This window comes from Joostella sp. CR20, assembly GCF_038433465.1.
Lineage (GTDB): Bacteria > Bacteroidota > Bacteroidia > Flavobacteriales > Flavobacteriaceae > Galbibacter.
Genome location: NZ_JAESVF010000012.1, coordinates 14571 through 29791 on the forward strand (window position 1 = coordinate 14571; position 15221 = coordinate 29791).

Here is a 15221-nt window from a genome sequence, read left to right on the forward strand (position 1 = left end):
ACGCTAAACAAATTATCCTAACATGAAAAAAATCTTTTACGCGGGGTTAGCACTTACATTTGCTTGTAACAGCGCCCAGCAAAACAACAGTAGCACCAACAATAACACTTCCGAAGAAGTTTCGGATAGAGTTGGTTATGAAAAAACAATTACAGAGCAAGAACTTAAAGACCATTTATACATCTATGCTTCCGATGAGTTTGAAGGAAGAAACACAGGAGATGAAGGTCAGAAAAAAGCTGTTGAATATCTAAAGAAAGAATACGAAGCGCTAGGCATCCCTCCTGCGCAAAGCAATGGGAGTTATTTTCAAAAAGTACCGCTTGAGGTGAGCGGAGCGCCATCTGGTAGCATCACTGTTGGCAACAACACTTTTAATTTAGGTGAAGGTGTTATTACATTTTCTTTAGTAACAAATCAATCGTACGACATTGTTTATGCTGGTTACGGTATTGATACTGAAAAATATTCAGACTATAAAAATATCGATGTAAAAGGAAAATACGTACTTATAAAAATTGGTGAACCGCAAACAGATTACGGAAACTACATTTTAACAGGTACAAAGCAACCAAGTGTTTGGTCTAACTGGAGAGAAACTTTAGCTAGCAGAATTGAAATTGCTACTGAAAAAGGTGCGGAAGGAATTATTTATTACGATGATGCTTTTTACGACCGTGCGATTAGAAGATACCAACACTCATTAGAAAGTGCAGGAAACGGACAAATGTCTTTAAAAGCTGACGGAAAGAAAATCCCAACACTATTTGTAAATAGTAGCGTTGCGAAAAGTTTGCTATCTACTATCGAAACCGATTTTAAAGCGCAAAACTTAAATGAAGCTATTAAGTTGGATATTGAAAATGCAACAAAAGATATCGAATCTGAAAATGTTGTAGCCATTATCAAAGGAAAAACAAAACCTGAAGAATACGTAGTTATTTCGGCTCATTTAGACCATGTTGGTGTTGATGGCGACGGAAACGTATTTAACGGTGCCGATGACGACGGAAGTGGAACTGTTGCTATTTTAGAAATCGCAGAAGCTTTCAAAAAAGCAGCTGACGAAGGAAACGGTCCTGATAGATCGATTGTATTTTTACACGTTACAGGAGAAGAAAAAGGTCTTTTAGGTTCTGAATACTATTCTGAACACCCTGTATTTCCAATGGCAAACACAGTAGCTGACCTTAATATCGATATGATTGGTAGAATTGATCCAAAAAGAGAAGGTAACAGAAATTACATCTACCTTATTGGTTCAGACAAATTAAGCACCGAACTACATGAACTTTCTGAAGAAGTAAATAAAAAGTATGCAAATATTGAGTTAGACTACACTTATAATGACGAGAACGACCCAAATCGTTTTTACTACAGAAGTGACCACTACAATTTTGCAAAACACAATGTGCCAATTATCTTTTATTTTAACGGGACACATGCCGATTATCATAAAATATCTGACACTCCAGACAAAATTAACTACGACTTGCTTACCAACAGAGCGCGTTTAGTATTTCAAACTGCTTGGGAAATCGCAAACAGACCAAATAGATTGGTTGTAGATAAAGCTACAAAGTAATTCACATAGCTTATAAAATAAACAAAAGGCGAACATTTTCATGTTCGCCTTTTGTTTTTGTGTTCACCTTTTTTTAACCAAATAATAAGGCACAAAAAAAGCTTCCAAAATTGGAAGCTTTTATTTTTGGGTGGAAGACCGGTTTCGAACCGGCGACCTCTAGAACCACAATCTAGCGCTCTAACCAGCTGAGCTACAACCACCGTTTAATTGCGGATGCAAATGTAAGTCATTTTATCACTTCTGCAAAGAAAAAATGATGTTTTTTACAATAAATTTCCTAACTCATTAACTCCCAGCAATCTTTCAACAGTAAAACCTTCGGCGTGCTCTACTCCTATCAATCTTCCTAGGTCTCTTGCACGATAATCTACACTATCAAAAAAGTTTTTACTTGTTATTGGAGTTTCTGGTTCTTTACTTTTTGGATCGAAAAATTGAGAGCTATACGCTTTAATTGCTTCCATCTTCACATCCATAAAACCAGTAACATTTACCACAAAGTCGGGTTCTATATTTTTCCATTGAATATAGTGATACACCAATTTAGGACGCCATGCTTCTTGTACTACTCCATCCTCGGTAGTTTCAATCTTTTTTAATCCGCTTAAAAAACAAGCATCGCTAACCAATTTACTTCCTTTTCCGTGGTCAATATGTCTATCGTCAATAGCATTGCAAAGCACAATTTCTGGTTTGTACTTTCGTATCTTTTTAATCACTTCTATTTGATGCGCCTTATCATTTACAAAGAAACCATCAGCAAAACTAAGATTCTCACGAACAGATGCTCCTAAAATTTTAGTAGAGGCTGTAGCTTCCATATCTCTTATTTCTGCTGAACCACGTGTTCCTAACTCTCCACGGGTTAAATCGACAATCCCTACTGTCTTTCCTAATTTTATTTCTTTTGCTATAGTAGCGCCACAACCTAACTCTACATCATCTGGATGTGCGCCAAAGGCAAGTATATCTAACTTCATATTGAATGCTCTTATTTACTTCAAAAGTACATAATACTATTGATAAATTCCTTCGGAAGACAATTTTCTAGAAGAAGTAATCTTCAACACGACTGAAAATAAAAAAAGCTTCAGTAAAAAACTGAAGCTCTAAATTGTGTTTTTATCAGAAATAATTACAAAACAAATTTCAATAATTTTGCTTTTGTTTTAAATGGTCGTAATTTTTTCTTCATCGATTTTTTATATTTTTTGAAGTTATCTTCACCTAAAATATCGATTCCTTTCTTTTTTGTGTCGTTTTTCAACAATTTTAAATCGGCAATTTTCTTGTCTTTGTCTTTATCGCTTTTTAAAATATCTGAAACATTATCTACCAAGTTACTATTTAAGTCTTTTAATTCGCTCGACTGACTAGAAGAAAGGTTTAGCCCTATATCGTCAAAGCTATTCATAGTACTTAAAAAATCGGCTTTGGGGAAATCTTGTGCTGTAGCTGTATTTATGAATACAACGCCCATTACAAAGGCTAAAAATAGTCCTAATTTCTTCATCATAATTATTTTTACGTTTATTAATACGTAATAAATATACAACAATAAAAGATTATTCCCACAAAAAAATAGCAAATTAACGCTATGGTAAACTTGTTTGATCTTATTTATTAATCTTTTTGTAGCGCCAATAACTCACTACTGCAAGCACAGCAACAAAAGCAACTGCATAATACACAAAAGTTGGCGTGATTACTTTATCTCCGCTAGCGTATGAGTGTAACCCTGAAAGGTAAAAATTCACTCCAAAATAAGTCATCATAATACTTGCATAAGCAACAATACTCGCGAAGTTAAATGTCCATTTGCCACGAAGTCCTGGCACTAAACGCATATGGATAACAAAAGCATAAACCATAATACTAATAAGTGCCCATGTTTCTTTAGGATCCCAACCCCAATAGCGTCCCCAACTTTCGTTAGCCCATTGCCCCCCAAGGAAGTTTCCAATGGTTAGCATTACCAAACCAACAGTTAGCGCTAGTTCATTAATTATAGTGAGCTCTTGGATACTCAAATCCATTTTGGCTTTATTTTTCTTATTTGTAAAAACCATTAAAAACAAGGTAACGACTCCTAAAATCATTCCTAAAGTAAATGGTCCATAACTACCAACAATTACAGCAACGTGAATCATTAACCAATAACTATCTAAAACAGGTTGCAGATTTGCAATTGCAGGATCCAACCAGTTCATGTGCGCTCCAAAGAGAATAATTGCGGTAACAAAAGCCGTTGCAGCAACTGTTAGGTCACTTTTTCTAGCAAACAACAACCCTAACCCCATTGTACTCCACGCTACATACAACACACTCTCGTAAGCGTCACTCCACGGTGCATGACCACTTATATACCAACGCGCAGCTAAACCAGCTGTTTGTAAAATAAACATCAAGAAAATTGCTATTTTACAAACTAAAATTATCTTTCTTAAAACTTTAGAATCATTAAAAATCTGGATAATTATTGCAGTAAACATAACTATTCCGACAATAAGATACCAAATGAGTAATTCTTGAAATATATTGACTTTATTATACAGAATTTCAGTTTTTATTTTTGTTGCTGAAGGCAATACTTCGGCTCCGTAATTTTGTTGATTTTGCTTGAAAGCTTCTACAATTTTATCTGCTTGCGAATAATCTCCAGTGCTCTTGGCTTGTTGCAAGGACATTACATAAAACGATAAAGACTTGTCAACAAAGTTGGCATACAAAGAATCTTTTATTTTGTATTCTCCCTTTTGGAAAGCTGTAGCCGAAATCCACTTATGATTTTCGTCGTTAGGCAACGGAAAAATTTGAAGCACTTCGCCTCCTAAAGCTTGATTTATTAATCCTAATTTTAAATCGAATTCTTTAAATCCTTTTTGAAATTGATTTGGAGTATTGGTTGCATACGCATCTTGAAGGTATGGTGATAATTTATAATTTACCCCTTCAAAAAAGTCGACTGCTTTTACATATCCTTGATCTTTTGGCACACCTATTACTGTACGAATACTATCATTTTTACTTGTAATATAAATCATGTCTACGTTATACCACAACGCAGGATTTTGAATCATAGACAGCAACACTTGGTTTGCATCTAAACCTTCAAACGAATCGGATTTGGTAAGTTTTCTAACAAGTTCAGAAGCAAATGTATTTACAGGCTTCATTCGCCCTTGGCTATCTTGAATAATAAGCTCTCCAAACTTTGTTGCATGCTCTTTAGGTACAATTGTAGATTTTAAAATTGAATCTACTTGTTGTTTTGTAGGCGCGGTAATATGGATGTGCTCATCTTCACCATCTGTATGCACATGCTCCTCTTCTACTTGTTGTTCTTCAGGATGCTCAATAGTTCCATGCATCGGAATGTTTTGTGAAAAACCGTAGCTAAAACTTAAAAACAACACCAATACAGTTAAGTTTGCTTTTTTGGCTCTTACTTTATCCAACATTTCGCCTAAATTTTTAAAGCGTGTTTTTCCGAAGAACATAATCCCCATTAAGCCTGCATAAAGCAAAAAGTAACCAATATAGGTAATCCAAGTTCCCCAAAAATCATGGTTTACAGAAAGGATTGTACCTTGTTCATCTGGATCGAAACCAGATTGAAAAAAGCGATATCCTCCATGATCTAAAATATGATTCATATAAATATCATAATCAAAAGAACGCTCATCGTTTACGGTAACTTTACTCATAAATGAAGAATATCCTTTTTCGGTTCCTGGATATTTTTCAGCTACAAAATCGTTTAAAGTAACGCTAAATGGTAAATCTTTTTTAATCGACCCAAAAGATAAGTGAAACTCTAAATCTCCAATCTTTACAGTTTTAGGCTCGTTTAAGTGTCCTACTCCACCTAATACTTTTACTTGTTTGGTTTCGTTGTTTGCAGTAATATTTAAAATGATAGCATCTTCGTCGTTTGGTGTTTTCACCTCTTTTTCCACAACTCCATATTCACCTTTAATTACAGGGTCTGGAAATACAAACTGCATCCCAGCTGTGTTGTATAAAGATCGATACATTAAAGGCTGTAAACTATCTTGTACTAAAGTGCCTTGAAATTGATCGGCCATACGCATAAAAGAACCATCAAAAGGAGATTGAATAGTGCTTATACTATCTTTAATTGTGATATTGATAGCTCCGTCGGTAGGTTTATTTAAAGCGAATAAAATATTGTGAATACTTGAAACTTCGCCACTTTTAAGGTAATGATCGTGACGGTTTCCGCCACCAGCTTCAACAATTTTTAAATAAGTCTCTCCATCTTCAGAAGCAATAAGTCCTTCTTCTGCACCCTCAATAAAACCAGCGTACGAAACCGTAAAAGGGTTTCCGTTAAAATCGGATTTCCAAGGTAAAGAAGTTTTAACCGCTTCTTTACTTATCATAATTTCATCTTGAAGAGCTTTACGTCTTGGCTCTCCATTAATTTCTCCATCAACAAAAACCGAAACATACTTTTGTTGTGTTAAAATATAATCTGCAGTTTCACCTTCTCTAATTGGCATGGCTCCTTCAAAACCAAAATAACGTGTTACAAACGCACCACCTATTATTAAAATAAACGACAAATGGAGTAACAACACTGGCCACTGCTCTTTTCTAAACAAACGATAGCGTTTAATATTTCCGAGGAAATTTATCATAAATAATAGCATGATTATCTCAAACCATCGTGTGTTGTAAATCCAAATTTTGGAAGTTTCTGTACTGTACGAATTTTCAATAAATGTTCCAAGTGCCATTGCTACTGCAAAAACAACAAAAAGTATGGCCATTAATCGAGTGGAGAATAAAATTTTCTTTAGGGAGTCTAACATTGGTCTTAAAAGATTTTTCTCAGTATGAGTTTAAGCTTAAAAACAAAGCCATATTTATATTTTCTATCAAACAACTCTTAAAAAATAGCGAAGTTTAATATGATTATTTTTCAGTTGGCAAAAATAAGGTGTTTTTATTATTTTTTACGTTAAAAAAGCATTTTCTTAACCAACGTTTCTTTCCGTAAATCAACAGGGTTAAATGCTTCTATATTTTAGAAAATTCCGTTATTAAAATCGCTTTCAATTGTGTATTTTAGCAAGATGTTAAAAATTGTACTTCTTGGTGGCGGAAATGTAGCTCAGCATCTTTTGGAGGTGTTCTCCAAAACTCCAACTACAACAGTTGTTCAGTGCTACAACAGAAACCTATCTACTATTGAAAACTTTCAAAAACACACCGAAATCACTAATAATTTAGAGCAATTAAAGCCTGCCGATGTTTACATTATTGCCATTAAAGACGATGCAATTGCTGATTTTTCAAGAAGTCTGCCGTTAACAAACAAACTGGTGGTGCACACTTCTGGAAATGTACCTATGCTTACTTTAGCTGATAAAAACAGACGCGGTGTATTTTACCCGCTACAATCATTTTCAAAAGAAAAAGAAGTAAACTTTAGCAAGATTCCTATTTGTATTGAAGCTGAAAATGAAGCCGACTTAAAAACATTACAAACCCTTGCTGAAGCTATAAGTCAACATGTTTACACTATTACTTCAGAACAACGAAAAACATTGCATGTTGGAGCTGTTTTTGTAAATAATTTTGTGAATCAACTATATCAAATTGGGAGTGAAATATGTGAAGAAAACAAAATTCCTTTTGAAATTTTACAGCCACTTATTAGTGAAACTTCAGAAAAAATAAAAACACTCACACCGCTAGAAGCGCAAACAGGACCTGCAAAAAGAGAAGACACGGCAACGATTAATTCGCACTTAAAATTATTAAAAAACGAAGATTTTAAAGATATTTACAAACTCATAACAAAAGTTATTATCAAAACGCATGGAAGAGAAAAGTTATAAAGAATACCTCGAGCATATTACCACTTTTATTTTTGATGTTGATGGCGTTTTAACCGACGGAACCATTACCATTACAACCGACGGACAATTATTACGAAGCATGAATGTAAAAGACGGTTATGCACTAAAAACGGCTTTAAACAAAGGCTATAATGTGTGTATAATTTCTGGCGGAAATAACGAAGGCGTTCGCGCCCGACTACGCGGATTAGGAATCACCGACATCCATTTGGGAGTTCATAACAAAATTGACACCCTCGACGAGTATTTTGATATTTATAATATTAAAGCTGAAAATGCATTATATATGGGCGATGATATCCCAGATTACCATGTTATGAAAATGGTTGGAATGCCTTGTTGCCCAAATGATGCTGTTGCTGAAATTAAAGAAATATCGAAGTATATTTCTCACAAACAAGGTGGAAAAGGTTGTGTTCGTGATGTAATCGAACAAGTTCTTAAAGTTCAAGGAAAATGGAACGATAGCTTTGACGCCAACTATGATTGATACAGTAACTAAATTTTAGTTTTTAAATCGTAATAAAACCAAACATACACCATGATTTTAAACGAAAAACTTAAAAATTACAACCTTATTTTAGCTTCTGGTTCTCCAAGAAGACAACAGTTTTTTAAAGATTTAGGATTGGAATTTGAAATCCGTTTAAAAGAGGTAGATGAAGTTTACCCAGAGCGTTTATACAAATACGAAATCTCCGATTATTTAGCGCAACTAAAAGCGCTACCGCACAAAGAAGAACTCAAAGAAAATGATATTTTAGTTACTTCAGACACTATTGTTTGGCATAACGAACAAGCGTTAGGGAAACCTAAAAACAAGGAGGAAGCTATTGCAATGTTAAAGTCTCAGTCTGGAAAAATGCACGAAGTGGTTAGTTCTGTTTGCTTTACAACAACCAAGCTCGAAAAAACTATAAACCACACTACAAAAGTATTTTTTAAAGAGCTTACCAACGAAGAAATAGACTATTACGTTACCAACTTTAAACCCTACGACAAAGCTGGTGCCTATGGAATTCAAGAATGGATTGGACAAATTGGTATTGAAAAAATTGAAGGCTCTTATTTTAACGTTGTGGGCATGCCTGTTTTTGAAGTGTATCGCACTTTAAACTCCATCATCGAATCCTAATTTTATCATAATAGTTTCGCTTCTGGTAAATTCCATTTGGAAGTATCTTATCTTTGTTTTTTTAAATATGTAAATTTTTTATGACAGAATATATCAGTATTTACAGAGAAGAAATTATAAAAACGCTAATCGCGATTGCCATTTTATTTTTAATTCGTTTTTTATTGTTTAAAACAGTTAAAAAAGTTGGTAAAATTGGTGATATCGACAGAAATAGAACTCTTCTTATTTTAAAATATTTCAACGTTTTTATTTTCACTATCGGCGCCATTGCAATTAGCTTTTTATGGGGTGTCGATTTTGAAGATTTAGGGCTACTCTTCTCCTCTGCTTTTGCTGTTATTGGAGTTGCCTTTTTTGCTTCTTGGTCTATTTTGAGCAATGTAACTGCAGGGATAATTTTGTTCTTTTCATTTCCTTTTAAAATTGGCGACCGCATCCGTATTCAGGATAAAGACTTCCCTTCAGAAGCAATTATTGAAGACATAAAAGCATTTCATTTACACCTTCGTACCGACGACGGCGAACTTATTACCTATCCAAACAGTTTAATGCTTCAAAAAGGAATTGTTGTAATCGACAAACCTCAAAGAGAAGACGAAGGTACAAGTACACTATAAGTTTGACTTCTTCTAAAGTTTGAATTGACCAACACTTCTATTTTTTCTGAAGAATATACTTCTAGGTAATTGACTAACTTCAGAAATTCTATCAATTATATTATTCAGTATATAAATTGTAAAATTCTACTGTAACTAACACTTAATCAAAAGTATTAGTAGCAATAAAAAATTGCACACATCAAAAAATGTACATATATTTGTACATCATAAAATACATTTATTATGCAAATTACAACTGTATCCGACTTTAGAAAAGATATCAAAACTTATCTGGATAGAGTCGTAAAAAACTTTGAAACCTTAATTATCAATCGAGGTAAAGATTCAGGAATAGTGGTAATGTCATTACAAGAATACAATTCATTAATGGCTACAAACCATGAACTTTCCTCAAGGAAAAATGAAATGAGGTTAGATGCTGCCATCGAAAAACTCAAAAAAGGAGAATCTTTCGCTAAAGACCTTATCGAAGACTAAAACTATGAAATATGTTTTTGTAGATGAGTCTTGGGAGGATTATCTGTACTGGCAGAAAATAGATAAAAGGAAATTGAAAAAAATCAATGAACTTTTAAAAGATATAGCCCGTAACCCTTTTGACGGAATTGGAAAACCAGAAGCTTTAAAACATAAGTACGCAGGATTCTGGTCTAGACGAATTGATAGTGAACATAGATTGATATATCAATACAAAGAAGGGGAAATCTTAATTGCAAAATGCAGGTTTCATTACGACTAAAATACTATCCTTAAAAATAAACAAGTAATGTAAATTTTACTTCTTCTAAAATTTGAATTGCACCAACATTTCTATTTTTTCTGAAGAGTATACTCCTAGGTAATTGACTAACTTCAGAAATACTATCAACATTGTATAGTGAATAAAAGTTTTTTCACGAAGAAACACAATTCGTTATATTTGATTTTTCTCAACCTATTTACTCATCATACATGAAAAAAACAATACTCCTAAACCTCCTACTCCTTACTTGTTTAAGCACTTTTGCACAACAAAACAATCAATCACCACTTAGTATTCCGCAAATTATGCAGGGCGATGATTTTGTTGGAAACTTACCCTCCAATGCGTATTGGTCGTTAGATGGGAAAACAATCTACTTCGATTGGAATCCAGAAAATGCGTTTAGTGATTCGCTTTATAGCTACGCTGTTTCTTCCGAAGAAATAAAAAAAGTTTCGTTTATAGATGCCTATCATTTACCGTCTGCTTACGGAACTTTCAACAGCAATCGCACTAAAAAAATATACACTAAACACGGCGATTTATTTTTAGCTGATATTCCTTCAGGGAAAATTATACAAATTACGCAAACACAAGAACGCGAGAGTAATGCACACTTTACGCAAAACGAACAAAAAATTGCTTTCGTAAAAGATAAAAACATCTACACTTGGGATATTGCCACTGGAACAACCAAACAAATTACTGATTTTTCAGAAAAAAAAGCACCAAAAGAAGTTAAAAGAGATACGAAAGATGAATGGTTGTATCAAGACCAAATTGCGCTTTTTGATGTTTTAAAAGAACGCAAAGCGAAAGAAGAACAAGCTGAAATTTTTGAAGAAAAAGAATCATTGTTAAATCCGCTACCAATTTATACTGATGGGAAATTAATTTTCAATCAACAAATAAGTCCCGACGGAAGGTTTGTAACCTATTTAACAGTAAAAAGAGAAGACAATAAAGGAACTATTACACCTCATTTTGTTACCGAATCGGGTTATACCGAAGACCAACACACCCGTTCTAAAGTAGGAAACACACCAGATACGTACGAACTTTTTGTATACGACACCAAAACTAGAAAGAATTATCCTGTCGCACTCGACAATCTAGAAGGACTTGATTATATACCTGAGTACACCAAAGATTACCCAGACAAGCCTTATGAAAACGAAAACCGAATTGGATATATTAGTGGTCCTAATTGGAATTCAGATGGAACAAAAGCAGTTTTAGATATTATCGCCAACGATTACAAAGACCGTTGGATTGTGCTTTTAAATACTGAAGATGGTACGGTAACAAACTTAAATCATCAACACAACAAAGCGTGGATTGCAGGCCCAGGAATTGGTGGATATAGAGGTGGCGACCTCGGTTGGATGCCCGACCAAAAAAGCATTTGGTTTCAATCGGAAGAAAGTGGATATTCTCATTTGTATACGCTCAATGTAAATTCTAAAAAGCAAAAAGCGTTAACATCGGGAGCATTCGAAATTTACGACCCACAAATTTCTTCTGATAAAAAACATTGGTATTTTTCTGCAAATAAAAACCATCCTGGAGACCGACAATTTTACAGAATGCCACTCCAAGGCGGAAAGTTTGAACAGCTTACAGAAATGTCTGGAAGAAACGACGTAGTACTATCGCCAGACGAAAAGTTAATGGCAATTCTATACTCGTATTCTAACAAACCAACCGAGTTGTTTATTCAAGAAAATCCTGTATTTAATCAAAATTCAAAGGCTAAGCTACTTACACATTCTACCACCAAAGCTTTTAATACTTACGCTTGGAAAGCTCCAGAAAACATCACTTTTAAAGCCTCTGATGGCGCCGAAGTGCATGCGCGTTTGTACCAACCAAATACCGATGTGAAAAACAACGCCGCAATAATTTTTGTTCATGGCGCTGGATATTTACAAAATGCGCATAAATGGTGGAGTTCGTATTTTAGAGAGTACATGTTTCACAACTTTTTAGTGGATAATGGTTATACCGTTTTAGATATCGATTACCGAGGAAGCGCAGGCTATGGTGCCGATTGGCGTACAGGCATATATCGACACATGGGTGGAAAAGATTTAAGTGACCAAGTGGATGGTGCTAATTTTATGGTGAATACACTCGGAATTGATAAAGAAAAAATTGGAATTTACGGAGGTTCTTATGGTGGTTTTATTACGCTTATGGCAATGTTTAACGAAGCTGAAACTTTTAAAGCTGGTGCAGCTATTCGTTCGGTTGGAGATTGGGCAGCTTACAACCATGGTTATACCGCACGCATTTTAAACACTCCTGCTACCGATAGTTTGGCATACCGAAGAAGTTCGCCTATTTATTTTGCTGATGGTTTAAAAGGCGATTTGCTTATTTTACACGGAATGGTAGACGACAATGTTCATTTCCAAGACATGGTTCGGCTATCTCAACGTCTTATTGAACTCGGGAAAACAAATTGGGAAATGGCTGTATATCCTGTCGAAAGACATGGATTTACAAAACCGAGTAGTTGGACAGACGAATACTTGCGCATCTATAAATTGTTTAACAAAAGTTTACTAAACAATTAGCAGTTGCCCACTCGAGCTACCAACAATTATTTTTATATTTGATTTTATACCTAAAACACAAAGCATGCAAAAAATAGTAACCTTTCTTTTTATTGGATTGGTATGTACATTTTCGACCTTTTCTCAAAAACCTAAAACGTATGCTAGTACGGATATCTATGAGGCGGTACAAAAGCTAAACTTTTTGGGTACAGCACTATATATTGCAGCACATCCAGACGATGAGAATACACGTTTAATTTCGTATCTCTCAAATGAAGTAAAAGCCCGAACAGCCTATTTATCACTAACACGAGGTGATGGCGGACAAAATTTAATCGGTGCCGAATTAAGAGAGCTTTTAGGAGTTTTAAGAACACAAGAACTTCTGGCTGCAAGACGTGTAGATGGCGGCGAGCAGTTTTTCTCGCGTGCCAACGACTTTGGGTTTTCAAAACATCCTGACGAGACTTTAGAAATTTGGAACAAAGAAGAAGTCCTTGCTGATGTTGTTTGGGTTATTCGAAATTTTAAACCCGATGTAATTGTCAATCGGTTTGACCACAGAAGTCCTGGAACTACTCATGGCCATCACACTTCGTCGGCGATGCTAAGTGTTGAAGCTTTTGATTTGGTTGGTAATAAAAACAGCTATCCGCAACAATTGCAATACACCGATGTTTGGCAACCTACACGCTTATTTTTTAATACCTCGTGGTGGTTTTATGGAAGTCAAGAAAAATTTGAAAATGCCGATAAGTCAAAAATGTTGGGCGTTGACATTGGTACCTACTACCCTACACGCGGACAAAGCAATAACGAAATAGCATCCATTGCTCGTAGCCAACATTTAAGTCAAGGGTTTGGAGGTATTTCGGCACGTGGTTCGGAAATGGAATACATCGAATTATTAAAAGGAAGTCTTCCTGCGGATAAAAATAACATCTTTGATGGCATAAACACTACGTGGACACGTGTTGAAGATGGTGTCGAAATTGGTGAAATTTTAAATGAAGTAGAAACAAACTTCAATTTTAAAAATCCATCGGAGCACCTTCCGCAGTTGGTTAAAGCTTATCAGTTGATTGAAAAGTTAGATGATGCATACTGGCGCGCTGTAAAATCCGAAGAAATCAAAAAAATTATTGAAGCCTGTAGCGGACTTTTCATTGAAGCTACAACCACACAAGCTTCTGCGGTTCCTGGAGAGCAAGTTACCATTGAAACTTCTGTTTTAAATCGTTCGAATGCAGTGATTTCACTTGATAAAATTGAAGTTCAGCCTGTAAAATCAACCGAAAATATTCAGAAAAAACTTAACAATAATGAGTTTTTAAAAGAAAGTATTTCGATTACAATTCCTGAAAACAGCAACTATACGGCTCCATATTGGCTAAAAGAAGAAGGAAGTTTGGGTATGTACAAGGCACCACAATTGTTAAGAGGCAAGCCAGAAACACCGCGTTTGGTGAAGGCTACTTTTTATACCACAATTGAAGGCGTTGTAATTCCGTTTGAAAAAGATATTGTTTACAAATATTCTAAACCCGATAAAGGCGAATTGTACCAACCTTTTGAAATTCTACCAAAAGTTTCAACCGCGGTTGCCAATAAAGTGGTTATTTTTTCTGAAGAAAATGCCAAGGAAATTCCTGTTACAATCACGGCAGGGACAAATAATATTTCAGGAAGCATTCATTTAAACGCTCCTAAAAACTGGAATATTCTTCCGAAGGAAATCGATTTTTCCATTGAAAAGAAAGGTGATACTAAAACTGTGTTTTTCACGGTCGCTCCACCTTCCGAAGAAAATCAAGCAACGCTAACCCCTACGGTAACAATAGGAAATAAGGTTTTTGATAAAGAACTCGTTACCATTGCTTACGACCACATTCCTACGCAATCGGTTTTACTTCCTGCAAGTTTTAAAGCGGTACGTTTGGATATTCAGAAAAACGGAGAAAACATTGCATATGTTGCTGGTGCAGGCGACGAAGTGCCAGAAAGTTTACGTCAAATTGGCTACAAGGTAACTGTTATTCAGCCAGAGAGCATCAGCAGTAGTTATTTAGCAAATTTTGATGCTGTGGTAATGGGGATTCGTGCCTACAACATCCATGAATCACTTCAGTTTAAACAACCTATTTTATTAGATTATGTAAAAAACGGCGGAAATTTGATTGTACAATACAATACTGCTAGCAGAAGCGGGTTCAAAATGGAGCATTTGGCACCTTATTTGTTGGAAGTTTCGAGAGACCGTGTTACCGATGAACATGCTGAAGTGAGTTTTAATGCACCTGAAAATCCGTTATTAAACACGCCAAACAAAATTTCAGCATCCGATTTTGATGGTTGGGTTCAAGAACGCGGATTGTACTTCCCGAACCAATGGGGAGATGAATTTACCGCTGTTTTGTCGATGCACGATAAAGGCGAAAGCAAAAAAGACGGAAGTTTACTCATTGCGCCCTACGGAAAAGGTTACTATATTTACTCTGGATTAAGCTTTTTTAGAGAACTTCCTGCTGGAGTTCCTGGAGCTTACAAAATATTTGCCAATATGCTTTCGGTAGGAAAAGAAAGTGACACCAACATAACGCCCATAAAAGGATAAAAATGCAAGGTAAATTTGAATGGAAAAGAGCGTACACAATTGTGTTGATTATGAACATGATTTACAT

The 15221-nt window shown here is 35.1% G+C and carries 12 protein-coding genes and 1 tRNA gene; 9 read left to right on the forward strand and 4 right to left on the reverse strand.

What is annotated here, in order from left to right; genetic code table 11:
• Positions 1-22 precede the first annotated feature (22 nt).
• Positions 23-1585, forward strand: coding sequence for a M28 family peptidase (locus JMA43_RS12490; protein ID WP_342156978.1), 1563 nt, complete (start codon positions 23-25; stop codon positions 1583-1585).
• Positions 1586-1713: 128 nt separating this feature from the next.
• On the opposite strand, the gene JMA43_RS12495 is transcribed toward JMA43_RS12490, so the two are convergent.
• From JMA43_RS12495 to ccsA, 4 genes are all read right to left on the reverse strand, one after another.
• Positions 1714-1789 (reverse strand) — tRNA-His (locus JMA43_RS12495).
• Between the two features lie 62 nt (positions 1790-1851).
• Positions 1852-2568: a bacillithiol biosynthesis deacetylase BshB1 gene (gene bshB1 / locus JMA43_RS12500; RefSeq protein WP_342156980.1), complete on the reverse strand. Its 717-nt coding sequence runs from the start codon at positions 2566-2568 to the stop codon at positions 1852-1854.
• Between the two features lie 155 nt (positions 2569-2723).
• Entirely contained in the window at positions 2724-3104 is a 381-nt protein-coding gene (locus JMA43_RS12505; protein ID WP_342156981.1) for a hypothetical protein, read from the reverse strand.
• Between the two features lie 100 nt (positions 3105-3204).
• Positions 3205-6426 carry a cytochrome c biogenesis protein CcsA gene (ccsA, locus tag JMA43_RS12510; RefSeq protein WP_342156982.1) on the reverse strand — a complete coding sequence of 1074 codons (3222 nt, stop codon included), beginning with the start codon at positions 6424-6426 and terminating at the stop codon, positions 3205-3207.
• A 264-nt stretch (positions 6427-6690) separates the two neighbouring features.
• Between ccsA and JMA43_RS12515 the strand changes: the two genes are divergently transcribed.
• The 8 genes from JMA43_RS12515 to JMA43_RS12550 all read left to right on the forward strand — a co-directional run bounded on the left by JMA43_RS12515 (position 6691) and on the right by JMA43_RS12550 (position 15154).
• Positions 6691-7458: a Rossmann-like and DUF2520 domain-containing protein gene (locus tag JMA43_RS12515; RefSeq protein ID WP_342156983.1), complete on the forward strand. Its 768-nt coding sequence runs from the start codon at positions 6691-6693 to the stop codon at positions 7456-7458.
• Complete coding sequence (locus JMA43_RS12520) at positions 7439-7969, forward strand: KdsC family phosphatase (protein WP_342156984.1); 531 nt, start codon at positions 7439-7441, stop codon at positions 7967-7969. The genes JMA43_RS12515 and JMA43_RS12520 overlap by 20 nt, the downstream gene beginning before the upstream one ends.
• A gap of 51 nt (positions 7970-8020) precedes the next feature.
• Positions 8021-8614, forward strand: coding sequence for a Maf family nucleotide pyrophosphatase (locus tag JMA43_RS12525; RefSeq protein WP_342156985.1), 594 nt, complete (start codon positions 8021-8023; stop codon positions 8612-8614).
• 80 nt (positions 8615-8694) lie between these two features.
• Entirely contained in the window at positions 8695-9234 is a 540-nt protein-coding gene (locus JMA43_RS12530) for a mechanosensitive ion channel domain-containing protein (RefSeq protein ID WP_342156986.1), read from the forward strand.
• Between the two features lie 225 nt (positions 9235-9459).
• A complete protein-coding gene (locus tag JMA43_RS12535; protein WP_342156987.1) occupies positions 9460-9714 on the forward strand; it encodes a type II toxin-antitoxin system Phd/YefM family antitoxin in 255 nt (84 codons plus the stop codon).
• A 4-nt stretch (positions 9715-9718) separates the two neighbouring features.
• Positions 9719-9976 (forward strand): Txe/YoeB family addiction module toxin, encoded by a 258-nt coding sequence (locus JMA43_RS12540; RefSeq protein ID WP_342157030.1) that lies wholly within the window; start codon positions 9719-9721, stop codon positions 9974-9976.
• A gap of 212 nt (positions 9977-10188) precedes the next feature.
• Positions 10189-12558, forward strand: coding sequence for a prolyl oligopeptidase family serine peptidase (locus tag JMA43_RS12545; protein ID WP_342156989.1), 2370 nt, complete (start codon positions 10189-10191; stop codon positions 12556-12558).
• 64 nt (positions 12559-12622) lie between these two features.
• Complete coding sequence (locus JMA43_RS12550; protein ID WP_342156990.1) at positions 12623-15154, forward strand: PIG-L family deacetylase; 2532 nt, start codon at positions 12623-12625, stop codon at positions 15152-15154.
• Positions 15155-15221 lie beyond the last annotated feature (67 nt).

Bases quoted from the DNA above. Each gene is read 5' to 3' on its own strand.
- JMA43_RS12490 (WP_342156978.1), top strand. From the start codon at position 23: ATGAAAAAAATCTTTTACGCGGGGTTAGCACTTACATTTGCTTGTAAC.
- bshB1 (WP_342156980.1), bottom strand. From the start codon at position 2,568: ATGAAGTTAGATATACTTGCCTTTGGCGCACATCCAGATGATGTAGAG.
- JMA43_RS12505 (WP_342156981.1), bottom strand. From the start codon at position 3,104: ATGATGAAGAAATTAGGACTATTTTTAGCCTTTGTAATGGGCGTTGTA.
- ccsA (WP_342156982.1), bottom strand. From the start codon at position 6,426: ATGTTAGACTCCCTAAAGAAAATTTTATTCTCCACTCGATTAATGGCC.
- JMA43_RS12515 (WP_342156983.1), top strand. From the start codon at position 6,691: ATGTTAAAAATTGTACTTCTTGGTGGCGGAAATGTAGCTCAGCATCTT.
- JMA43_RS12520 (WP_342156984.1), top strand. From the start codon at position 7,439: ATGGAAGAGAAAAGTTATAAAGAATACCTCGAGCATATTACCACTTTT.
- JMA43_RS12525 (WP_342156985.1), top strand. From the start codon at position 8,021: ATGATTTTAAACGAAAAACTTAAAAATTACAACCTTATTTTAGCTTCT.
- JMA43_RS12530 (WP_342156986.1), top strand. From the start codon at position 8,695: ATGACAGAATATATCAGTATTTACAGAGAAGAAATTATAAAAACGCTA.
- JMA43_RS12535 (WP_342156987.1), top strand. From the start codon at position 9,460: ATGCAAATTACAACTGTATCCGACTTTAGAAAAGATATCAAAACTTAT.
- JMA43_RS12540 (WP_342157030.1), top strand. From the start codon at position 9,719: ATGAAATATGTTTTTGTAGATGAGTCTTGGGAGGATTATCTGTACTGG.
- JMA43_RS12545 (WP_342156989.1), top strand. From the start codon at position 10,189: ATGAAAAAAACAATACTCCTAAACCTCCTACTCCTTACTTGTTTAAGC.
- JMA43_RS12550 (WP_342156990.1), top strand. From the start codon at position 12,623: ATGCAAAAAATAGTAACCTTTCTTTTTATTGGATTGGTATGTACATTT.